Consider the following 23326-nt stretch of genomic DNA (forward strand, 5'->3'; position numbering starts at 1 on the left):
AGGAGATGCTTGAATGACAACAATGCTTTGGAATGATCGTTTGGTAAAAGAGGAAGAAATCAAACTTTCTATAGAAGACCGTGGCTATCAATTTGGTGATGGCGTCTATGAAGTGATAAAAATTTATAATGGCTCAATGTTCACAGTAACTGAGCATATTGACCGTTTTTATGAAAGTGCTGAAAAAATTAATATAGTGATTCCATATACAAAAGATGTTCTTCATAAAATGGTCTACGATTTGATTGAAGCCAACGAAATTGTTAATGGCTATGTTTATTTTCAAATTACTCGTGGTTCTTCACCTCGTGCACATGCATTCCCAACGCCTACGCCTGAACCAGTCTTCATCGCTTATACAATGAAAGGTGAGCGTTCAATTGAGAAGTATGAAAAGGGTGTAAAAGCTAAATTTGTAGAAGATATACGTTGGTTACGTTGTGATATTAAAAGTTTAAACTTACTAGGTAATGTGTTAGCAAAAGAAGCTGCACAACAAGCAGGTTACTACGAAGCAATCCAACATCGTGGTGAAATTGTAACTGAAGGTTCTTCTTCAAATATGTATGGTATAAAAGATGGTGTACTTTATACACATCCAACTAACAATTTAATCCTAAATGGGATTACAAGAAGAGTTATAATGTCTCTTTGTGAAGAAATTGGTTTATCTGTTAAAGAAGAAGCATTCACAACAGGGCAAGCAATAGACATGGATGAATTCTTTATGTCTTCAACAAGCTCTGAAATTACGCCTATTATTCAAATTGATGACAACATTATAGGTAATGGGAAACCAGGTGAATGGACTAGAAAATTACAAGCTGCCTTTGATGCACGTGTACAACAGCTAGGGTCCTTATAATTTTACAAAATATAGAGATAGAGGGGGCGAAATCAACGCCTTCTCTATTTTTTTTTCTTTACGTCATGTAGAATGGATAGATAAAGCAGTAGAAATAACCCTACTTTTGAACGAATTTATTTTAGAAGGGACGCTTATAATGGCACAATTAGTTAAGCTACAAGATTATATTTCACGCTATCAAATTAATTTAAAACGCTATCCATCGCAATTTGTACGATTAAAACAGATTCAATGGGAACGTATGAAAAAGGAATGGGAAACTGGTGCTGAGATAGAGCAATGGGAGCATGAGTCTGAAGAATTAGAAAAAAAGCAACGTAATCCATTTTTTAAAAAGGTATTGTCTTTCTCTCTTAAAAAGAAAGATGAAGATTTAGGGCAAGAGGAACTTGAGCATAATGACGAATTATTAGATGAAGCTAGTCTAAGTCATAGTGTAACAGATGAGGAAGAAATGCCTGAAGAAATAATGACTTTGGATTTTGAACCAAATATACTTTATCGACCACAAACGGCTGAAGAATTAAAACGAATGTATGTTGATCAGCTATTTCACTTTCAATTAAAATGGGCTAGTTCAACTTTAAGAGAAAAATCGTATGTTGAACCAAAATACCAACGTGATTCGTTATTACGAACATTGACTCAAAACCTTCCAGATAGTTATTTGTTATTCTACTATCCTATTCTACAATTGAAAAAAGCACCTATTGAGATGGGGGTTATTTTATTAACTCCAACAAGTTGTCTGTGTATTCAAGTTCTTGAAGAGGAAGAACGAGCTTCATTTATCGGTAGTGGAGATCGCTTTTGGTTGAAAAAAGTAGGTACAACAGACAAAAAAGTATTAAGTCCATTGATTAGTTTAAATCGTATGGAATCTATATTGAAACAATTGTTTACAAATGACCAAATTGATATACCAATCCATAAAATTGTCTTATCACGTAATGGCTATATCGACTATCCGGGTTCGGCATATGGGGTCCAGTTTATCGATAAACGCAAATTTCCAGAATGGTTTTCACATTTAAAAAAGAACCCATCTCCTATGAAGCATATGCAGTTTAAAGCTGCGCAGTCGATATTAAATACAGTGCAAACAACATCATTCCATCGTACGAATTGGGATACAAAGATTGAGGAAAAGGATATGGATCAGTGAAAGTAGTCTTTATTATTAATGAAAAAGCGGGAAATGGAGCTGCTAAGAGGAAATGGAACTATCTAGAAAAGTCCTTGCAAATCCCGTATCAAATAGAGTTTACAGCATACCCGGGTCATGCAACCGAAATTGCAAAACGATATGCTAATTCAGCGATAGTGCAATCAGAAAAGTATTTATTGATAGCGATTGGTGGAGATGGAACAGTTCATGAAGTTGTACAAGGCATTCTAGAGAGTGAAGAAATATGTATTGGTGCAATTGGAGCAGGTTCTGGGAACGACTTTGGAAGAGGATATGAGACATTTAACACAGCAGCAGAAATAGAAGCGTATGTTGAGCAACGTAGTGAAGGTCAATTAATGGATATCGGTACTATGCAAAGAAATGGCGATACATATTATTTTGTTAATAACGCAGGAATTGGCATCGACGCATATATAGCCAAAGAGGCGAATGAATCGAAGCTTAAACAATACTTTAATATCCTTCGTTTGGGGAAACTGACATATATTTATTTTTTACTTAAGGCATTACTAAATTTTAAAACATTTTCGGCTAAAGTTGTACATAATGGACAAGAAAAAGTTTTTGAAAAAGTATGGCTTGTTGTAGCCAGTAATCAGCCATACTTTGGTGGTGGAATGAAAGTCTCGCCATATTCTATCCCAAATGATCACCATATCGAATTGACCGTTGTTTATGAAATCTCTCGTTTAAAATTATTGTTTCTGTTTAGTACTGTATTTTTTGGTAAACATACTGGATTAAAAGCAGTTCAGCAGTATTCTGCTAAAGAATTCAAAGTGGAAATCTATAACGAGGTTAAGGCTCATACAGATGGAGAGTTTGCTGGTAGGACTAAGGAATATGAGTCGATTCACTTTGGCGTAATCCACAAAGCTTGGCAATTGGCAAGAAAGTCTTCTTGACGAATGGTAAGCTTTCTTTAATAATGAGTAGTTGAACAGTAGAAATAACAGAAATGAGGAAAACAATTGAGACTTCGACATAAACCATGGGCTGAAGAATTTATTGCTAGTCACCCAGACATCGTCGTTCCAAATCCTGAAGAACAAAAAGGTAAATGGAATGAAGTATTTCAAAACGACAATCCATTGCATATTGAAGTAGGAACGGGTAAAGGACAATTTATCACTGGTATGGCGCTTGCTAATCCAGAGATTAACTATATCGGTATTGAGCTTTTTGACAGTGTTATCGTAAAGGCGGTTGAAAAAGTACAAGCTGCTGGTCAGCCATCTAATTTACGATTATTAAAAGTAAACGGTTCGGATTTAGAAAAGTTTTTTGAGAAAAATGATGTTGACCGTTTATACTTAAACTTCTCTGATCCATGGCCAAAAACACGTCACGCAAAAAGAAGATTAACACACGCTGGTTTCTTAAGTATTTATGAGAATATCTTACCTGATTTCGGTGAAGTCCACTTTAAAACTGATAACCGAGGCCTATTTGAATACTCTTTAGTGAGTATGTCACAGTATGGTATGAAACTTGTTTATGTTTCTTTAGACTTACACAAAGAAATGCCTGAAGATAATATTATGACTGAATATGAAGAGAAATTCTCTGCAAAAGGTCAACCTATTTATCGCGTGGAAGCACAATTCCAATTACCAGAAGAAAAATAATGAATTTTGAAAATGCAGGAGCTTTTATAAAGCTCCTGCATTTTTTTGTTTGTGGAAATGGAACAGGATAGAAAAAATAGAACAACTTTTTTGTACATGTTACAATTTACTTGGGGGAATATTCATTTTGTATAAAAATAGAAATGTTTGTACCTAAATTTTTTTACAAGGGGGAAAAGGAAATGGATCAATTTAATTTTCATGATATGACATTAACATGGCTCAAAGGGGGAACCACTTTTTTAGATGGTGGAGCAATGTTTGGAGTAGTGCCAAAGCCACTTTGGTCACGCAAGTATCCAGTCAATGATAATAACCAAATTGAACTACCGACAGATCCAATTCTTATTCAGTATCAAGGTAAGAATATGTTAGTCGATACAGGTGTTGGAAACAATAAGTTTACTGAAAAGCAGTTGCGAAATTTCGGTGTGACAGAGCAATCATATATCGATGATGGCTTAGTCGAAATGGGATTACTATCTGAAGACATCGATTATATACTTATGACACATTTACATTTTGACCATGCTTGTGGTCTAACAAAATGGGAACAGGACAAGCTGGTACCAACTTTCCCGAATGCTAAAATCTTTGTTTCACAAGTTGAATGGGATGAAATGCGCGAACCAAATATTCGTTCAGCTAATACGTATTGGAAAGAAAATTGGGAGCCTGTGCAACATTTAGTAGCACCTTTCACTGATAAATTAGACGTATTACCTGGAGTTGAAATGATTCATACAGGTGGACATAGTAATGGGCATAGTATTATCAAGTTAACGCAAAATGGTGAGACTATTCTACATATGGCGGACATTATGCCAACACATGCTCACCAAAACCCACTATGGGTACTTGCTTACGATGACTATCCAATGACATCAGTTTTCGCGAAAGAAAAGTTAATGAAGGAAGCATTAGAAAAAGGCTATTGGTTTAGCTTCTATCATGATGCACATTATCGTCTCATTAAGTGGAATGAGGCAGGTAAAGAAGTAATCGGAGAATTGAAACGTACAAGAGAAGAGATGAAAGAAGAGACTGTCCTTAAAGGATAATTCTTTTCCTGTTCATTATATTGGGTATCTCTGAGCTGGGAGGTTGGCTCATGAGATGCCTTTTTTTTGTGCATAGGAGAGTGGTCAACTACGGAAGAGAAAATTATGTTTGTATATTACAGGCTTAAGTATGAAAAAAACTCCTCTATAACGAGGAGTTTTAAAAGAACGTAAGAATTAAACACGTACTAAGTCAATAATCGAGCCTGTTTTAGCATCAGCAGCGAATTCGAAACTTTGCGTTTCTCCATTATGAACGCGAGAAATACCGCCTTTATACACTGGGATTTCGATGTTTTCCTTTTTGAATACTTCTGGTTCCATGAAAATCCATGACCCATCGATAGGACCTTCCTGTTTAAATAAGTTTTTAATGTCAGACAATACTGAGTTAGCTGGTTTATTTGGATAAATTTTTTCGCTAGCTTCTTTAATTACATAAGCTGCAGCCAGTCCTGTTGCAACGCCAAGTAGGAAATCACGTAATTTCATAGATCATTGCCTCCCTAAATTTCATATGAAGCTAGTGTACCACATCCATTATATGGAGTGAAAATGTGAGGGTGGCACTTTTGGGGATACTATTTTAAATTGAGGGGTGTTTTATACATGCTGGCCACACTGTTAGTTGAATGTTTCGCCTTCCACATTACGGTATGTCTAGTTGCAGGCGCAAGCTACTTTCGGCGTTTCGGCCGGGCGCACAAAGTCAAAAAGCGACTTTGGCTTCCGCCCTCCAACGCGAAGTGTAGCTGAACGAGCGCCTTCCACATTTCGGTGCCCGAAATAAAATGCTAGTATTAAAAGTAGTTTTTGGATAAAATAAAAGATATAGTGGCTCATTAAAGGAGGCTTTTCAATTGAATCAAGAAACTTTAGATATGTTTAAAACATTAACTGAATTACCGGGGGCACCGGGTGATGAACGTGCCGTACGCGCTTTTATGCGACAAGAGTTATCTAAGTATGCTGATGAGATTGTGCAAGACAATTTAGGTGGCATTTTCGGATTAAAAAAAGGTGACGAAAATGGTCCGCGTATTCTAGTTGCAGGTCATATGGATGAAGTTGCTTTTATGGTGACTTCAATTACTGAAAATGGCATGCTTCGTTTCCAACCTCTAGGTGGATGGTGGAATCAAGTAATGCTTGCGCAACGTGTTGAAGTATATGCAACAAATGGTGCAATACCAGGTGTAATTGCTTCTGTTCCAAAACATTTATTAACACCAGAAATGCAGTCAAAACCAATGGAAATTAGCAACATGTTAATTGATGTAGGTGCTGACGATAAAGCAGATGCAGAAAAGATGGGCATCATTCCAGGGCAATCAATTATTCCAGTTTGTCCATTTACACCGATGGCAAACCCGAAAAAAATTATGGCAAAAGCATGGGATAATCGTTATGGCTGTGGGCTTGCAATTGAACTATTAAAAGAACTGAAAGACGAAAAACTACCGAATACATTATACTCAGGCGCGAATGTAATGGAAGAGGTTGGACTACGTGGAGCTAAAGTATCAGCTAATTTGATTAAACCTGATCTTTTCTTTGCTTTAGATGCCAGCCCAGCTAATGATACTTCAGGTGATAAAACACAATTCGGTCAACTAGGTAAAGGTCCTTTACTTCGTATTTTAGACCGCACAATGATCACTCATAGAGGAATGCGTGAATACATTTTAGATACAGCTGAATCAAATAATATTCCATATCAATACTTCGTCTCACCAGGTGGTACAGATGCAGGAAATGTACATATTTCTAATGATGGTGTACCAAGTTCTGTTATCGGTATTTGCTCACGCTATATTCACACACATGCTTCAATCATTCATACGGATGATTTAGATGCAGCGAAGGAATTGATCGTGAAGCTTGTCAAAAATGCAGACCGTACAACGTTAGAAACAATCCGTGCAAACGGTTAATTTGTTATACTATTAAGGGGGTTCCGACAAGGGCCCTCTTTTTCTATACATAAATGATTAATTAAGGGAGTATGAAAATGCTAATAGCAATAGGAACAAAAAATAAAGCTAAGACAGGTGCTGTAGAAGCAGTTGTAAAACAATTTATAAATGAAGAATTAGTTTTCGAACATATTGAAGTTGTATCGGGCGTATCCGCACAACCGATGACAGATGCTGAAACAAGAGAAGGTGCAATTAATCGTGCAAAAAATACGCGTAATGTATCTAATGCAGATTTTTCATTTGGATTAGAAGGCGGAGTGAAGGAAATTGATGGGGCTATGTATGTTTGCAATTGGGGAGCCCTTGTATTAAAAGATGGACATGTCATTACAGCAGCAGGGGCTCAGATTCCATTGCCAGAAACAGTTGCAGAAGCTGTGAAAAGTGGCAGAGAGCTGGGTCCTGTAATGGATGAATATACTCAACAAAACGATATTCGACAACATTCTGGAGCAATTGGTATTTTCACTCAGGATTTAATTGATCGAAAAGAAATGTTTGAACATGTTATAAAATTGTTAATTGGGCAATACTTCTTCCAAAAAGCATGACTTTTCCCTCTTTATTAGCAGTTTAGTGGGAAGAGCACTAAAGTTGCATGGACTCTATAACATCTTTAAAATAGAATGGAGTTCAAGCAAGGATGGAGGATGGCATGTCACGATATACCATTGTATTGTTACTAATCATTTCTGTACTAGCAAGTCTAGTAGGTTGCGGACAAACTATTGAAGAACAGATGGATCAGGGAATGGAGAATGCAAAAAGTGTATTTAACGCCAAACCTGAGAAAAGTACAGAGCAAGCCAATAAAATCAATTTCTATCTACCTTCAGATTTTACAAAAGAAACTTCATCAGATGATACCAATATTATTTTATCTAAAGATGAAAATGCATTTGTTCTATTTATTAATCCTAATGAAAGTAATGATAGTGAAAGATTTTATAAAGCTTTGAAAGCTGATAAAACAGCTAATATAGTAAAAGAACAAACATTTAAAAAGAAGAACCGATTTGGATTTGCAAGTGTTATAAAGAAAGAAGACAAACAATATGAGATCATTGTAAGTAGTGGTGGTGTTAAATTGACGACCATTACAAATGGTGAAAATATCGATGAACTAATAGAACAAATGATGCAAATTGTTCGATCAGTGAAGATTACTAATAAGTGAGGTTAAGAACATGCAAAGTTTACAAACTATTGAACAATTTTCAGACTTAAAATCACAAGGAAAAACAGTCTTTCTATTTACAGCAGGCTGGTGTCCAGATTGTCATTTTATCGATCCGTTTATGCCAGAAATAGAAGAAAAATTCGAAGAGATTCAATTTGTTTCAGTTAATCGTGATGATTTTATCGATTTATGTGGAGACTTAAATATATTTGGTATACCTAGCTTCATCGCATTCGAAAATGGTGAAGAAAGTGGTCGATTTGTAAGTAAAGATCGTAAAACACAAATTGAAATTGAAGAGTTTTTAGAATCATTATAAGTCATTGGAGATAGTGAAATTAAAGCTATCTGATACGGTTCACAAAAAAGTGAACCGTTTGTTTATGTGAAAATAAAGGGAGTTGAAGCAGTTGAAATCTAAAGAGCTAGTCAAAAAGCTACAAGAACGATTGAGTGATACTCACTTTGAATGGCAATTTGATGAAAAACACAACAAAGTAAGATTAGATCATAAAGAGCTAGGTAAAGGGATGGATATATCTTTACCAGGTATCCTTTCTAAATATGAAACGAAAAAAGAACTTGCAATTGATGAAGTGATTTATACAATTCAAGAGACATTTTCAGCAATGGAAAAAGAGCATGCAGAAGGGTTTAAGAATCTAGATAATATTTTCCCAATCATTCGATCTACATCTTTTCCGAAAAAATCAAAAGATGGTCATGCTTTCGTAACAACTGATCACACAGCAGAAACACGTATTTATTATGCTCTTGATCTTGGCAATACGTATCGTCTAATTGATGTTGATATGTTGGACAAGCTAAATGTATCAGCAGAGCAAATAACAGAAGCTGCACGCTTTCAAATAAGAAAGCTGAATACGAAAGTTAAAAAAGACGTAGTAGCGGAAAATGTTTTCTATTTTTTAAATGAAAATGATGGTTATGATGCAAGTCGTATTTTAAATGATGCCTTTTTAAAGGAAATGCGTGGTAAGATTGAAGGGGATATGACTGTGTCAGTACCGCATCAAGACGTGCTAATCATAGGTGATATTCGTAATGAAGCAGGATATGATGTGTTAGCACAAATGACTATGCATTTCTTTACGGTAGGTACTGTACCAATTACATCACTATCATTTATATATGAAGATGGCGATTTAGAACCAATCTTTATATTAGCTAAAAACAGAGTGAAAAAGGAGCAAGAGAAAAAATGATCGTATCATACAACAAAGCTTATGTTGGAGACGTTTTACTAGTTCAATTATCGACAGAAGCAATCGTAAAAACTGTTTTAGAAAAGCACGGAGATTTAGTTCTTTTAAAAGAAGAATCTACTGGCGAAGTAAAAGGGTTTAACCTTTTTAATGCAAGTGAGTACATGCAAATTGAACAACAAGGTAACGTTGAAATTACGGAAGAGCTAGTAGCAGCAATTGATGCAGCTATCGTTAAAAATGGCGCAACACTAAACTTAGATGTTGACCTAACTCCGAAATTTGTCGTTGGTCTTGTTGAAGAAAAAGAAAAACACCCTAATGCAGATAAATTAAATATTTGTAAAGTAAATGTTGGAGATGAAACATTACAAATCGTATGTGGTGCTCCTAACGTAGAAGCAGGTCAAAAAGTAGTTGTTGCTAAAGTGGGAGCAGTTATGCCTTCAGGTATGTTAATCAAAGATGCTGAGCTACGTGGCGTTCCTTCTTCTGGAATGATTTGTTCAGCTCGCGAATTAGCAATACCAAACGCTCCACAAGTAAAAGGGATTTTAGTACTTGAGGATGATGCAGTTGCAGGTACACCTTTTCAAGCTTAAATAAATTAATGTTAAATCGACATACCGTATTATAGGTATGTCGATTTTTTTGTAACAAAAAAGAAATAATTATATTAATATACGAAATGAATTTGAGAAAAATGGTAATTTTCTAGTGCATTCTTTCGCTTCTCATTGCATACTTGGCGTTATTACTGATAAAATGAATGCAACGATTTGGAAAAGAGTGATTCTTATGAAATGGTTTAAAAATGTAGTTGCTCGTATTATGGGTGACGAAATAGAAGAATATGATAATGAAAAAAAGATTAATAATGACAGAATTGAAATACAAGATACATATGAAGAATATATAGAACAAGAATTTGAAACAGTACAACAAGAAGATTCTATTCCTGCATTTTTACGTAAAAGAGATGCTTTCCGTTTCCCGGTTATATCTGATTCAGAGCGCTCGCAAATGATACAGAAGGAAACTCCAAGCAAGCAAGCGCTACTACAATCGAATAAAAAGATCAAACCAAAGCCACAATCCGTTCAACCAGATCAATGGCAAGAACAACGACAAAGGCAAAAACAAGATCGTTTCCAACCATCTGCTCAAAATCAAACAACATCGCAAAATAGAAGGGCACCATTTGATAATCAGTTACAGCAATATCAGGAGCCAGCTCGTTTCGAAACACGAGAGCCGCGGAGACCAACAACGAAGAATCGTTATAACGAGGCGCCATCAAAACAAGAGCGTATTAATCCATTTAATCCAAAGCCAAATTATGATACTACTGCTCCTTATAGGGAACGACCAAGTTCTTCACTAGGTCGTAGATCAGTTGAGAGTGAAGCCGAAACTGTAACTACCACCAAGCCAGAGAATGTAAAAAAACAAAAATTCAAACCTACTAATGTACCTTCACCCGTTTATGGTTTTCAAAAGCCACCTGTACGTTCTATTCATGACCAACTAGAGGGCAATGAATCCAATGAACTAAAACAGACTGATGATCATTTAGAAGTAACGCAACAGGCTACCATAGAAGAAATGGAGTCACTACACATCACTGCTACAGAAGAAAGTGCTATTGTAGAAACAAAAGTAGAAGAAGCCCAAGCTATTGCAGAAACAGAAGTAGAAGAAGTACAAGCAGTTGCTGAAACAGAAGTAGAGGAAGTCCAAGCTACTGTAGAGACAGAAGTAGAGGAAGTCCAAGCTACTGTAGAGACAGAAGTAGAGGAAGTCCAAGCTACTGTAGAGACAGAAGTAGAGGAAGTCCAAGCTATTGCAGAAACAGAAGTAGAAGAAGTCCAAGCTATTGCAGAAACAGAAGTAGAAGAAGTCCAAGCTATTGCAGAAACAGAAGTAGAAGAAGTCCAAGCTATTGATGAGACAGAAGTAGAAGAAGTCCAAGCAGTTGCTGAAACAGAAGTAGAAGAAGTCCAAGCAGTTGCTGAAACAGAAGTAGAAGAAGTCCAAGCTATTGCAGAAACAGAAGTAGAAGAAGTCCAAGCTATTGCTAAAACAGAAGTAGAGCAAGCTCAAGTTATTACTGAAACAATTGTAATGGAAGAACAGTCGCTTGAAGTTGCTAATGAAGAGGGCTTAACTGAATCCGTTATAAAAATGGATGAAGTAAATGCTCAAGGTAGTGATAGTGAGGAAATTGGCATTGTTCATTATGTGGAAGAGCCAATTCAACAACCTGTTGAAATTAAAGAGCAGGATGAAGTTGAAGAACAAAATCTAGAAGTAAAATTAGTTGGGCAGGCACAAACTTCCATAGAGGAGATTACTATAGAAGAAAAACCTGCCATTGTCGAAGAACTTATTCGAAGAGCGGAAGAGCCTGAAGATGGTCTTTCAAGAACAGAAGAAGTAATTTTAGATGCATCTAATAAGTACACTGAAAATATAGAGCATATAAAGGAACCATCTTCAAAAGAGGAAGCGTACCAAGAGCCAGTAAAAAAAGACGAAAGTAAACTTCCTTTTAATGTTCTCATGTTAAAAACGGATAAAGAGAAATGGGCACTGAAAGAAGCTAAGACTAAGCAATTATTAAATACGAGTGTAGAAGAAACTGTACTTCCTTTGGTTGCAAAAGAGCAACCTGTTGGAACGATTATGACAGAGAAACCTGCACAAGAACCCATATTAGAGTCTTATAAGGTGTCTGATAATGAAGAAGTTGCGGCGACAACAGTTGCGCCAGTCATCGAACCAGAAATTGAAGAGCCTATGCCATCACGCATTAACGAAAACCTTGATGAATCTCTAAAATATTTAGAGTCACCAGAGGAAAAGACAGAGGATTTTGAATGGATGGATATGCAAGGTGAGAAACTAATTGAAGCACTCTCTTATTTTCAAGTAAAAGGAGAGATTGTTCAAATTGTGCAAGGACCTGCAGTAACGCAATTTGAAATTACGGTTGGTCATGGTACCAAGGTGAGTAAAATACGTAATTTAGCAGATGATTTGAAACTTGCTCTTGCTGCTAGGGACATACGTATTCAAGCGCCGATTCCAGGTAAGAGCTCAATCGGAATTGAAATTCCAAATCAAAAATCACGACCAGTGCGTATTTCTGAGATTGTTGGTGACCAGTTATTTATTGATTCAGATTCGCCACTTGAAGCGGCGTTGGGTTTAGATTTAACAGGAAAACCGGTAACGCTGGATCTTCGTAAAATGCCTCATGGATTAATTGCAGGGGCAACTGGATCTGGTAAATCTGTTTGTATTAACTCAATTTTGGTTAGTCTATTATTAAAAGCTAGCCCACAAGATGTTAAGCTGCTATTAATTGACCCTAAAATGGTGGAATTGGCTGCATTTAATCATATTCCTCATTTAGTGAGCCCGGTAATTACAGATGTCAAGGCAGCTACTGCAGCTTTAAAATGGGCTGTAGAGGAAATGGAAAGACGTTATCAGTTGTTTGCACATGTTGGCGCACGAGATATTACTCGATACAATGCCATGGTTGAAGAAGAACGAAAATTTTCATTGAAAATGCCATATTTAGTAATAGTCATCGATGAATTAGCAGATTTAATGATGATGGCTCCTACTGATGTGGAAGAGGCCATTTGTAGAATTGCTCAAAAAGCAAGAGCTTGTGGTATTCATTTAGTACTTGCAACTCAACGCCCATCTGTAGATGTTATTACAGGGCTAATAAAGTCTAATATTCCGACACGAATTGCATTCTCTGTATCATCTCAAATTGATTCACGTACAATATTAGATAGCCAAGGTGCGGAACGATTATTAGGTCGTGGTGATATGCTGTACTTAGGTAATGGAATGTCTGGGCCTATTCGTGTGCAAGGTACATTTGTAACGGATGAAGAAATAGAAGCTGTTACAGACTATATGCGATCACTAGGTGAACCGGAATATATTTTTGAACAAGAAGAATTGTTGAGAAAAGCTGAGGCAATTGAAGAACAAGATGAGTTATTTGAAGAGGCATGCCGCCATATTTGTGAGCAAGGTACAGTTTCGACATCTTCTTTACAACGAAAATTCCATATCGGTTATAATCGAGCAGCCAGATTAGTAGACATGATGGAAGCTCAAGGATTTATCTCAGAATCAAAAGGCACAAAACCACGTGATGTCTTCTTGAAAACACAAGATTTAGAGAATCTCTTTAATAACGGATATGAAGAAATGTAAATTATTTATGACTAATGTCTTATAACTTCTAAATAATAAAAGTGAAAGAGTGGGAATTATCGTTTATTTTAGAAGTGTAGTAATCCATGCTATAATGTAATATGTTTTAAAGATTTGATTAATCAAGGGTAAGGAAACTTTCCCGGGAGGTTTCAACATGACAGTTTATCATTTTACAGGAATTAAAGGATCAGGAATGAGTTCACTTGCACAAATTCTATTTGATTCAGGTGAGACGGTTCAAGGTTCCGATATCGAAACATACTTTTTTACAGAGGATCCTTTAAGAAAGCGCAATATCACTATCTTGCCTTTCGACGAGAACAACATTCAACCAGGAATGATTGTAATTGCGGGTAATGCTTTTACGGACGAGCACCCAGAGTTAGTAAAAGCCCGTGAAATCGGTGTAGAAGTAATTCGTTATCATACATTCCTTGGGGAATATTTAGAACAATATACATCAGTCGCTATTACAGGAGCCCATGGTAAAACTTCAACAACAGGTTTAATGTCTCATGTGTTAGAAGGAGACAAGCCGACTTCGTTTTTAATTGGTGATGGTACTGGTGGCGGGGCAGTAGGTGCTCAAAACTTCGTAATGGAAGCATGTGAATACCGCCGTCATTTCTTAGCGTATCATCCAGATTATGCAGTGATGACTAATATTGATTTTGATCACCCTGACTATTATAAAGATATAGACGATGTGTTTGATGCGTTTCAATCAATGGCATTACAAGTGAAAAAAGCTATTATTGCTTGCGGTGACGATGAACACTTACAAAAAATTCAAGCTAATGTACCAGTCGTATTTTACGGTTTTGGTTCTGAAAATGATTTTGAAGCGCGTAATGTAGAAAAAACAACTGAAGGCTCTACCTTTGATGTTTTCGTACGCAATGAATTCTATAGTAAATTCCATATTCCAATGTTTGGGGATCATAATGTACTAAATACACTTGCAGTTATTTCTTTATGTCATTATGAAGGAGTTCCAGCTGAAACGATTCAAGCTCGTCTAAGTACTTACGATGGTGTTAAACGTCGTTTTACTGAGACAGCAATTGGTGCACGTACATTAATTGACGATTATGCTCACCATCCTACAGAGATTAGAGCGACGATTCAATCTGCAAGACAAAAATACCCGAATCGCGAAGTTGTAGCTATTTTCCAACCACATACATTTACACGTACGCAAGCATTTTTACAAGATTTTGCGGATAGTTTAAGTGAAGCAGATAGTGTTTATCTTTGTGATATTTTCAGCTCTGCGCGTGAAAAATCAGGTGCTCTGTCTATACAAGATTTAGTAGATCTAATTGAAGGCAGTGAATTGTTGAAGATAGAAAATATTTCTTCTTTAATAGAGCATAAAGATTCTGTATTCTTGTTTATGGGTGCAGGAGATGTGCACAAATTCCAAGAAGCATTTGAAGCTCTTTTATTAGCAGAAAACGCATAATATAAGCGAAAATATAAAAAAAACAGTTTAACCTCTCTTAGAGGCTGAGCTGTTTTTTTAATGGAAAATTCTTTATTTTTGTAGTATAGTGATGATGATTAGCAGGATTTAGCAATGTTTTGTAGAATGTATTGTAATATGTAATGTTTAAATACATTCATTTTGTGGGAACTTAAATGTATATAGTAAGGAGGGTGTAAGATGATAGTTATTTTGTATATTGCAGCACTAGTCGCGGCTGTTGGGTTCCTTGTTTTATGTATTGGTTTAACAATGACATTAAATTCGTTGAAAACGACGTTAAATAATGTAGCGAATACGATGGCTGGAATTGAAGGTCAAATGCAAGGGATTACACGTGAGACAACAAGCTTGTTAGAAAAATCAAATAGTTTGGCAGAGGATATTCAGGATAAATCTCAACAACTGAATACCGTAGTACAAGCTGTTAAAGGTTTTGGCGATTCAGTAAATGGATTGAATAATTCAGTACAACAAGTAACATCTTCTATTTATTCAAATGTTTCAAAAAACAGTGATCAAATCGCTCAAGTTATTCAATGGAGTAACGCTTTTATGGGAATACGTGGTAAGATGAAAGAGCGTAAAGCAAACAATGAAACAGTTTCGGTGAGTACACCGGATGAAAATGGTAAGCGAAAAAGAAGAAAATAAGATTTTGGGAGGCGCTATGTATGTCAGAACAAAAACCGAATTACAATGATGTGAGAAATAATTATGATGTTTATGGTAACCAAGGCATTGAGGGTTCGGAAGTGAATGCTTACTTACCCCAACCTTATGAACATAAAACTGAATCTCTCTATGACGAATCAAACGTAAATGTAAAAGATTTTGTAATCGGCGCATTTGTAGGTGGTATTGTTGGGGCTGCTGCAGCGTTATTTTTAGCTCCTAAAACAGGTAAAGAATTGCGTGAAGATGTAGCAACACAAGCGAGCCAAATCAAAGTAAAAAGTATTGAGCTTTCTTCCACAGCAAAGGAGAAGTCTGCTCAAATTTCTAAAACGCTACAAGAACAATCAGGTCAATTAGTTGATAAAGTAAAATCAATCAAATCAAAAACAACTCAGCCATTGGATGATGGAACGGCTTCTTCTGAAGGTGAAGAGCCGATAGATATCATGGAAACAATGGAAAAAACGATTGCAGAATATGAAGCAGAGACTATTGAGCCTACGGCAGTAAGTTTAGCTCTTGAAGAAGCAGTAGAAGTAGTCGAGTCTGTTACAAAAGAAGCAAAAGCTGAAGCGTCAAAAAACAGATAATATAGTAATAAGTAAAAAGCCATCTCAAAGTTCGTTATTAGAACATTTGAGATAGCTTTTTTTTGTTATTTATAAGATTCTTGCTCTATTTTATTTAATGTAATAGAAAGTTGATCGCCACCGAAAATTTCTGCATCGAATTTTGAAGGTTTTTCATTACGTAATATTGAAAATGAGCCTTTGAAATCTATAGGTAATTGCCAATTGGAAAAACGGAATACATCTTGATAGATCCAGTTACTAGTATCTTTAGTGACAAATTGAATTTTTGCGCCATTTGGTATGACATCTGATTTATGAGCAATTTCTCCATTTATATAAACAGACATGCAAGTTTTAATCATTTCTAACGTTTCATCTTGGAATGTAACGACAATGCGGTCTTCTAATTGCATGTTAAGGCGCTTAGAGATTAGTTCAACTGTCGGCAATTCTGTCATTCTGATAGATAATCGATCATTGTTTTTCATAGCATAGTGTAGTTTTGTCGGAAGACTATTAAGTGATAAACTACTCGCGAATTCAGCTAAATTTACGGGCTTGTTATCAACATAGATTGTAAAAGGTGTTAATCGTTTTATAAGGGCTTGATTGTTAGTCCAATGTAAAATTTCTTCTATGGTATCGGCTGTTTTAATAGAAACAGTGTCCCGATCCTTTAATTGCGTATCCGAGGTTACTGTTTGACCATTTACCTCGATTTTCGGTTGTATTTCGTATGATAAATCTTGGATGTATACTTTTTTAACACCAGCATCATCTAATATATCTTTCACCGTAGCTTGAGCAGGTGCTCCGTTTTCGCCTTCTTTTAACTCGATGATATCACCATTTTGGATGAGGTGTTTGGTGTTTGCTTTATTACCATTGACGAAAATTTCAGTTGGGCTACCATGACCACCAGGTATAAAGATATCCTGATCGTTTACTTTAATTGAAAGAGCTAAACCTGGTTTACCATATAATTTTGTAGCTAAAACATTGGCTGCAAGTAATGCGTCTGAAACCGTCATCTCTTTTAATTCAAATAGACGAATGATTTGTTTATTTACTTCAACAGTCATATATTTTATCGGTGCTCGTTTTGCTGCAATGGCAATACCGATTGGTGTTACTAGCTCAGGAGAGGCAGGCACATGATCCTCCCTTGTGAGTTGTTGAATGGCATCGATTCCTCGAACTGCTACCCGGTTTTCTGGTAAATCTAAAACTCTACAAAGTTCCATTGGTAAATCCGGTGTTAAACTGCCACCACCAACTAGTAAAACAGCTTTTGGGGCAATTTGATTATTTAATCGTAAAATTTCAGTGCCAATTGCTGTAGCGAGTTGTACAACTGCTGGACGTAATTTTTCCATAATTTCAGAGCGAGGGTAAAACTGGTCGAAGCCTAATATATCTTGGATATTAATCGAATCTTGCGTAGCCATTTCTTTTTTTGCTTTTTCAGCAACAGGGAAGTCCAGTAAGTAATGGTCACTTAACGCCTCTGTAATTTCATCACCAGCAGTAGGTACCATTCCATAAGCTACAACTGTACTTTTATCTGTAATGGCGATATCCGACGTACCTGCACCTATATCCACTAGAGCGACATTTAAACGGCGCATTGAAGGAGGAATCAACGCATTGATGGCTGCTATTGGTTCAAGGGTCAATGCTTCCATCTCTAAATTAGCACGTTTAAGAGCCGCTAACAGCGATTCTACGACGACTCTTGGTAAGAATGTAGCAATTACCTCAACTGAGGCTTCCTCTCCTTGTTGGTCAATTAAACTGCCAATTTCTTCTTGGTCTAAACGGTAGTATAAAACTGAATAGCCAACACAATAATAATGACTAGTATTATTTTTTTCTTCTTTATTTTGTAATAGTTGTTGCTGTGCTTGTTGAACAGCAGCTAATTCTAAACGGCTGATATCTTCTTCAGTGAAAGCAAGACGGTTTTTTATATTAATCGTGACATCAGCTTGTTCAGTTTTTAAAGCTCGACCGGCAGCAGCGACACTTACTTTATGAAGAGGGCCGTGTTTCTCTTCAAGTTGAGTTTTAATTTTCTCTATTAAAGTAGCTACATGTAATACATTATGTATTTGACCATCTACCATGGCACGTTCCTTGTGTTCTTCAATCATTAAGTCGACAACGTGGAAATTCTCACCTTGTTCTTCTATAATTATTCCAACTACAGAGCGTGTACCTATATCTAATGCAAATAGCTTAGACATCGTGTTTTGCCACGTCCTTTCATGTGCATTTAAAGCAATATACTTCGTCGCGTTGAAGCGCTAAAGAAATATTGCGTGACTTTTTGAAAAACATTGATTATAATAGTCTTATTATCTAAAAATGTATCACAGTTTTCAGTCTACTGAAAGTACCTGATACGAGGAAGTGAGGAGAAACGCAATGAGTCATCAAAATTTAGATCAGTTACGTGACCGCGTAGACGCATTAAACCTTGAAATTTTAAGTTTAATTAACGAACGTGCAGAAGTCGTACAAGAAATTGGAAAAATTAAAGAAAAACAAGGTGTTAATCGTTATGATCCTCTTCGTGAGCGACATATGCTGAACCTATTGAAAGAAAATCATGAAGGTCCACTTAGTCAAGGTACGATTGAACATATTTTCAAAGAAATCTTTAAATCAGCATTAAAATTACAGGAAACAGATCATAAAAAAGAATTATTAGTATCTCGTAAACGTAAACCAGAGGATACAATTGTGAATATTAACGGAGAAGCAATTGGAACTGGAGAACCAACGTTCGTATTTGGTCCATGTGCGGTTGAATCATACGAGCAAGTAGCAGCAGTTGCTGCATCGATTCAATCAAAAGGTTTGAAAATGATTCGTGGCGGAGCGTACAAACCACGTACATCTCCATATGACTTCCAAGGTCTTGGTCTTGAAGGCTTGAAAATTTTAAAACAGATTTCAAAAGAATTCGGTTTAGCTGTAGTTTCTGAAATTGTTACACCATCACATTTGGATGAAGCATTAGATCATATCGATGTTATCCAAATCGGTGCACGTAATATGCAAAACTTCGAATTATTAAAAGCAGCAGGAGCGACAAATAAACCTGTACTTTTAAAACGTGGTTTAGCAGCAACAATTGATGAATTCATCAATGCAGCAGAATACATTATCTCAAAAGGTAATGATCAAATTATTCTTTGTGAACGTGGTATTCGCACATATGAAAAAGCGACACGTAACACATTAGATATTTCAGCTGTTCCAATTTTAAAACAAGAAACACATTTACCGGTATTTGTAGATGTAACGCATTCAACTGGTCGTCGCGATTTACTATTACCATGTGCTAAAGCAGCCATTGCTATTGGAGCAGATGGTGTCATGGCAGAAGTTCATCCAGATCCAGCAGTAGCATTATCGGATGCTCAACAACAAATGAGCATTCCACAATTCGATGAATTCTACGAAACAATACAAAAGTTCATGAAATCTTACGAAATACACGCATAATAGGGGGTGACGATTCGAATTACTAGAATCGTCACCTTTCTTTTGTTGAAAAATCTTTGCTAATTGTCGTATCATAAAAAGAAGAAAAGAAAAGGAGGTCATCAAGTGACCGTTACAATTTATGATGTTGCACGTGAAGCGAATGTTTCTATGGCGACAGTTTCACGTGTCGTCAACGGCAACCCAAACGTTAAGCCGTCAACTAGAAAAAAAGTTCTTGATGTAATTGAACGCTTAGAATATAGACCAAATGCGGTTGCTCGTGGCTTAGCAAGTAAAAAAACAACGACAGTAGGCGTTATCATTCCGGATATTTCCAATATTTTCTATGCTGAACTTGCAAGAGGTATTGAAGATATCGCGACAATGTATCGCTATAATATTATTTTATCCAATTCCGATCAACGTGAAGATAAGGAAGTTCAGTTATTAGATAATATGTATGGTAAGCAAGTTGATGGAATTGTTTTGATGAGCGAGCAAGTCACAGAAGAGCTATTAGATAAAATGGGACATTCCCCTGTACCCATTGTTTTAGCAGGTTCAATTGACCAAACACAAGAAATACCATCTGTAAATATTGATTATTTACAAGCGGCTTATGAGGCGGTAAACCGACTAATAGATAATGGCCATAAACGAATTGCTTTCGTGTCAGGACCATTTACTTCTACGATTAACCGAGAATATAAATTTGCTGGCTACAAGAGAGCATTAGAAGAAGCTGAAATTGAATTGGATGACAATCTTGTTATTGCCAATGAAGACTCTTATGATAGTGGTATCGAGGATTGGGCAGAGCTAAGCAAGCTTGAAAATGCACCAACAGCCTTCTTTGCTGGTAGTGATGAGCTAGCCATTGGAATTATCCATGGTGCACAAGATGCAGGTAAGAAAGTACCGGACGATATTGAAGTAATTAGTTTTGAAAACTCGAAGCTAGCACGAATGGTACGTCCTCAATTAACAAGTGTTGTCTTACCGCTGTATGATATAGGTGCGGTTTCAATGCGCCTATTAACTAAATTTATGAACAAAGAAACAGTGGAAGATGGAATTGTTATACTTCCACATCGTATTGAAGAACGAGATTCAGTGAAATAAATATTTCAATAAAAAAGGATTGCTCTAACATCGTGTAAAAGACGATAGGAGCGATCCTTTTTATATATGTTTAGTTTTGTATAGAACGAATCATGTACAATGCTTTTTCTAAAATTTGATGATTTTTTTCTGTGATTTCTACTTTTCTTGGAACTTCATTATACATATTACTTGGATCCATCCAAGTAGGGATTAGGGTGACTGGAGATTCGGGCTGCCATTTTTCTAACCAAGCAGATGGGAGTGGCCCATCAGGAGTTTTTTGATCAGTCATTTCTGTCCAAATAAGCGACCATGCCCTGGGGACTACTCGCCAAATATCATAGCCGCCCCCACCGACAGCAATCCAACGGCCGTCACAATATTCATGTGCTAGCTCATGAGCGATCCTTGGGATTTCTTTATAAATCTTCATAGAACCATACAGATGAGTTAAGGGATCAAAATAATGTGCATCTGCACCATTTTGTGTCAAAATCACATCCGGTTTAAAATGCGCGACTATTTCTCTAAAGGCTGTTTCATAGATGTCCAAAAATGATTCATCTTCTGTGAAAGCATCAATCGGTAAATTGAAAGAAGTACCATGACCCTCACCAGTTCCTCTTTCTGTAACGTTCCCAGTGCCAGGGAAAAGATAACGACCTGTTTCGTGAATAGAAATAGTACACACATCTGGATCGTCGTAGAAGCTCCATTGAACACCATCACCATGATGTGCATCTGTATCGATATAGAGTACTCTGGCATTATATTTTTGTTGCATATACTTGATGGCTACAGTGCTGTCATTATAAATACAAAACCCCGAAGCTCGACCTTTAAAGCCGTGATGAAGTCCACCACCTAAATTAGCAGCATGCTTAGCCTTTCCTTGCATCACATAATCACATGCGGTTAGGGTGCCACCAACGATATGAGCACTCGCTTCATGCATAAATGGAAAGATGGGAGTATCCTCTGTACCGATGCCGTACTGTTCACCCTGTTCATTTGTTATTTCACCGCGACCAGCTTTTTTTACTATATCCATATACTTTGAATCGTGACCGAGAAGAATTTCTTCATCTGTTGCGATACGTGGCTCAACAATATCTACTTTATTTAAGGCACCAAGCTCATTTAGTAAATCGACTGTTAAAGTTAGTCTTTTTTGATTAAAAGGATGAGTGTCTGAAAATTTATATCCAAGTTGGTTATCTGAGTAAATGAATACGGCGTTCTTGTCTACAGTTTCATGCCCGGCATATTTGGCCATAGCACATCAAACCCTTCTTTTCGTAAGTCCTCAATGATGGAAAGAGGATTCATGATTTTTACTCGTATAGATAGTATTTTCATCTCATCAAACTCTTTATCTGGATATACTAAGACACTTAATACACTCGCGTGGTGCTTATGGAATATTTTTGTTACTTCAAATAATATGCCTACGATATCTGGTACACGAATTTCAATATGAGAGCTCGGTTTATTTGCACCAGTTAACTCAATATAGTTATACAGTAAGTCTGTTCCTGTTACGATTCCTACTAATTTACCACCGCTTATGATAGGTAAACAACCAATACGATGTTCATAAAAAATGATGGCGATCTCTTCGACGAAATCAAGTGGATGACCGACAATAATATTCTTTGTCATAATATTTTCTAATGGTTGGTCATAGATACCTTCGTCTGGTATTTTGAGCAGGGAAGACGGAAGCGCGTTTTTTATATCCCGTTCTGTCACCAGGCCAATAACTTCATTCGCTTCATTTGTAATAGGTAAATGACGAATCTGTTCTTTTTTAAGTAGCTGAACGGCCTCCTTAATAGTGTTGGACGGTTTTAAGGAGAACACAGTTGTATTCATGATTTCTTCAACAATCATAGACAAAATCCCCTTTGTTTAGTTGTTTAGTACATGAAACGGCTTTTAAAACGTAGCTGATCAAACCTTTGAATTGATTCACTATCAACTCTACTACCAATACGTGCCATTAGGCAATTCGCAGGGTGCGAAGAGATTTCTGGTTCATCTGTGGCGAAATTCTCCAGACCTCCCGCGTTCATCATTTTCTCCATGATTTTACGATACTCCCAAACATTTAGTCCGGTTCTTTTTAAATCCCAGTGCCAATAATATTCGGTTGTAATAACGATATAGTCCTCCATTGCATCATCCATCATTGATACGCGAAGTATTTGTTTGCCTACACCTGTTCCGCGAAATTCTGGTATGACTTCGATTGCTCCAAGCTCAATTAAATTCTCCATTTTCCCTTCTGACCAACGTTCTAATGGATCAGGGTATAAAAAGGTTGCATAACCGACGATGGTATCCTCATTACGTGCAATAATAATACGCCCTTCAGGTAATTTGGCTATTCCAATTAACGCTTTAAATTGTTGTTTAGCAACCCGAAAGGCTGTTAAATCCTCATGGAATTTTAGTTTTTCTAATTGCTCAGGTGGGATAGGACCTTCAACTACAATTTGACCTGATTTAGTTTCCATATTAACGCCGTAATAAGTTTTAATAAATTCCATTATTTCACCACCTTGCTAAGATATTGTATTTCAATTATACATGAATGAAAAAGAGAA

The 23326-nt window shown here is 36.5% G+C and carries 22 protein-coding genes; 17 read left to right on the forward strand and 5 right to left on the reverse strand.

What is annotated here, in order from left to right; translation table 11 throughout:
- Positions 1 to 13: 13 nt before the first annotated feature.
- The 5 genes from dat to MHH85_RS02510 all read left to right on the forward strand — a co-directional run bounded on the left by dat (position 14) and on the right by MHH85_RS02510 (position 4749).
- Complete coding sequence (gene dat, locus MHH85_RS02490) at positions 14 to 865, forward strand: D-amino-acid transaminase (protein ID WP_340705845.1); 852 nt, start codon at positions 14 to 16, stop codon at positions 863 to 865.
- A gap of 139 nt (positions 866 to 1004) precedes the next feature.
- A complete protein-coding gene (locus tag MHH85_RS02495; protein WP_340705846.1) occupies positions 1005 to 2033 on the forward strand; it encodes a nuclease-related domain-containing protein in 1029 nt (342 codons plus the stop codon).
- Positions 2030 to 2965, forward strand: a complete 936-nt coding sequence (locus tag MHH85_RS02500; RefSeq protein ID WP_340705847.1) for a diacylglycerol/lipid kinase family protein — start codon at positions 2030 to 2032, stop codon at positions 2963 to 2965. The genes MHH85_RS02495 and MHH85_RS02500 overlap by 4 nt, the downstream gene beginning before the upstream one ends.
- 66 nt (positions 2966 to 3031) lie before the next feature.
- Positions 3032 to 3688 (forward strand): tRNA (guanosine(46)-N7)-methyltransferase TrmB, encoded by a 657-nt coding sequence (gene trmB / locus MHH85_RS02505; RefSeq protein ID WP_193740751.1) that lies wholly within the window; start codon positions 3032 to 3034, stop codon positions 3686 to 3688.
- Between the two features lie 182 nt (positions 3689 to 3870).
- On the forward strand, positions 3871 to 4749 hold the full coding sequence (locus MHH85_RS02510; RefSeq protein WP_340705848.1) for a YtnP family quorum-quenching lactonase: 879 nt from the start codon (positions 3871 to 3873) through the stop codon (positions 4747 to 4749).
- A gap of 177 nt (positions 4750 to 4926) precedes the next feature.
- On the opposite strand, the gene MHH85_RS02515 is transcribed toward MHH85_RS02510, so the two are convergent.
- Positions 4927 to 5241 (reverse strand): peptidase M4, encoded by a 315-nt coding sequence (locus MHH85_RS02515; RefSeq protein ID WP_038187927.1) that lies wholly within the window; start codon positions 5239 to 5241, stop codon positions 4927 to 4929.
- A 368-nt stretch (positions 5242 to 5609) separates the two neighbouring features.
- Between MHH85_RS02515 and MHH85_RS02520 the strand changes: the two genes are divergently transcribed.
- The 10 genes from MHH85_RS02520 (at position 5610) to MHH85_RS02565 (ending at position 16136) form a co-directional block, all read left to right on the forward strand.
- A complete protein-coding gene (locus MHH85_RS02520; RefSeq protein ID WP_340705849.1) occupies positions 5610 to 6683 on the forward strand; it encodes a M42 family metallopeptidase in 1074 nt (357 codons plus the stop codon).
- Between the two features lie 77 nt (positions 6684 to 6760).
- Entirely contained in the window at positions 6761 to 7279 is a 519-nt protein-coding gene (locus tag MHH85_RS02525; protein ID WP_340705850.1) for a DUF84 family protein, read from the forward strand.
- A 104-nt stretch (positions 7280 to 7383) separates the two neighbouring features.
- On the forward strand, positions 7384 to 7905 hold the full coding sequence (locus tag MHH85_RS02530; RefSeq protein WP_340705851.1) for a hypothetical protein: 522 nt from the start codon (positions 7384 to 7386) through the stop codon (positions 7903 to 7905).
- A 10-nt stretch (positions 7906 to 7915) separates the two neighbouring features.
- Entirely contained in the window at positions 7916 to 8227 is a 312-nt protein-coding gene (locus MHH85_RS02535) for a thioredoxin family protein (RefSeq protein ID WP_340705852.1), read from the forward strand.
- Positions 8228 to 8318: 91 nt separating this feature from the next.
- A complete protein-coding gene (locus tag MHH85_RS02540) occupies positions 8319 to 9134 on the forward strand; it encodes a DUF1444 domain-containing protein (RefSeq protein ID WP_053416655.1) in 816 nt (271 codons plus the stop codon).
- Positions 9131 to 9736 (forward strand): YtpR family tRNA-binding protein, encoded by a 606-nt coding sequence (gene ytpR, locus MHH85_RS02545; protein ID WP_193740745.1) that lies wholly within the window; start codon positions 9131 to 9133, stop codon positions 9734 to 9736. The genes MHH85_RS02540 and ytpR overlap by 4 nt, the downstream gene beginning before the upstream one ends.
- A 196-nt stretch (positions 9737 to 9932) precedes the next feature.
- On the forward strand, positions 9933 to 13379 hold the full coding sequence (locus MHH85_RS02550; protein WP_340705853.1) for a DNA translocase FtsK: 3447 nt from the start codon (positions 9933 to 9935) through the stop codon (positions 13377 to 13379).
- Between the two features lie 157 nt (positions 13380 to 13536).
- On the forward strand, positions 13537 to 14847 hold the full coding sequence (murC, locus tag MHH85_RS02555) for a UDP-N-acetylmuramate--L-alanine ligase (protein ID WP_193740744.1): 1311 nt from the start codon (positions 13537 to 13539) through the stop codon (positions 14845 to 14847).
- A 201-nt stretch (positions 14848 to 15048) separates the two neighbouring features.
- Positions 15049 to 15522 (forward strand): DUF948 domain-containing protein, encoded by a 474-nt coding sequence (locus MHH85_RS02560; RefSeq protein WP_193740743.1) that lies wholly within the window; start codon positions 15049 to 15051, stop codon positions 15520 to 15522.
- 20 nt (positions 15523 to 15542) lie between these two features.
- Complete coding sequence (locus MHH85_RS02565) at positions 15543 to 16136, forward strand: YtxH domain-containing protein (protein ID WP_340705854.1); 594 nt, start codon at positions 15543 to 15545, stop codon at positions 16134 to 16136.
- A gap of 65 nt (positions 16137 to 16201) precedes the next feature.
- On the opposite strand, the gene MHH85_RS02570 is transcribed toward MHH85_RS02565, so the two are convergent.
- Positions 16202 to 18364 carry a cell division protein FtsA gene (locus MHH85_RS02570; RefSeq protein WP_340705855.1) on the reverse strand — a complete coding sequence of 721 codons (2163 nt, stop codon included), beginning with the start codon at positions 18362 to 18364 and terminating at the stop codon, positions 16202 to 16204.
- Positions 18365 to 18545: 181 nt separating this feature from the next.
- Here MHH85_RS02570 and MHH85_RS02575 point away from each other — a divergent pair, with 181 nt between their 5' ends.
- Together MHH85_RS02575 and ccpA are read left to right on the forward strand one after the other, a co-directional pair.
- Positions 18546 to 19631, forward strand: coding sequence for a bifunctional 3-deoxy-7-phosphoheptulonate synthase/chorismate mutase (locus MHH85_RS02575; protein WP_193740740.1), 1086 nt, complete (start codon positions 18546 to 18548; stop codon positions 19629 to 19631).
- 105 nt (positions 19632 to 19736) lie between these two features.
- Positions 19737 to 20735, forward strand: a complete 999-nt coding sequence (gene ccpA / locus MHH85_RS02580) for a catabolite control protein A (RefSeq protein WP_193740739.1) — start codon at positions 19737 to 19739, stop codon at positions 20733 to 20735.
- Between the two features lie 70 nt (positions 20736 to 20805).
- On the opposite strand, the gene MHH85_RS02585 is transcribed toward ccpA, so the two are convergent.
- The 3 genes from MHH85_RS02585 to MHH85_RS02595 are packed head-to-tail and all read right to left on the reverse strand — an operon-like array spanning position 20806 to position 23269.
- Positions 20806 to 21993 (reverse strand): acetoin utilization protein AcuC, encoded by a 1188-nt coding sequence (locus MHH85_RS02585; RefSeq protein ID WP_193740738.1) that lies wholly within the window; start codon positions 21991 to 21993, stop codon positions 20806 to 20808.
- Positions 21963 to 22610: an acetoin utilization AcuB family protein gene (locus tag MHH85_RS02590; RefSeq protein WP_340705856.1), complete on the reverse strand. Its 648-nt coding sequence runs from the start codon at positions 22608 to 22610 to the stop codon at positions 21963 to 21965. Before MHH85_RS02590 ends, MHH85_RS02585 begins: the two co-directional genes overlap by 31 nt.
- A 26-nt stretch (positions 22611 to 22636) precedes the next feature.
- On the reverse strand, positions 22637 to 23269 hold the full coding sequence (locus MHH85_RS02595) for a GNAT family N-acetyltransferase (RefSeq protein ID WP_193740737.1): 633 nt from the start codon (positions 23267 to 23269) through the stop codon (positions 22637 to 22639).
- Positions 23270 to 23326 lie beyond the last annotated feature (57 nt).

Source organism: Viridibacillus sp. FSL E2-0187 (assembly GCF_038006425.1).
Lineage (GTDB): Bacteria > Bacillota > Bacilli > Bacillales_A > Planococcaceae > Viridibacillus > Viridibacillus arvi.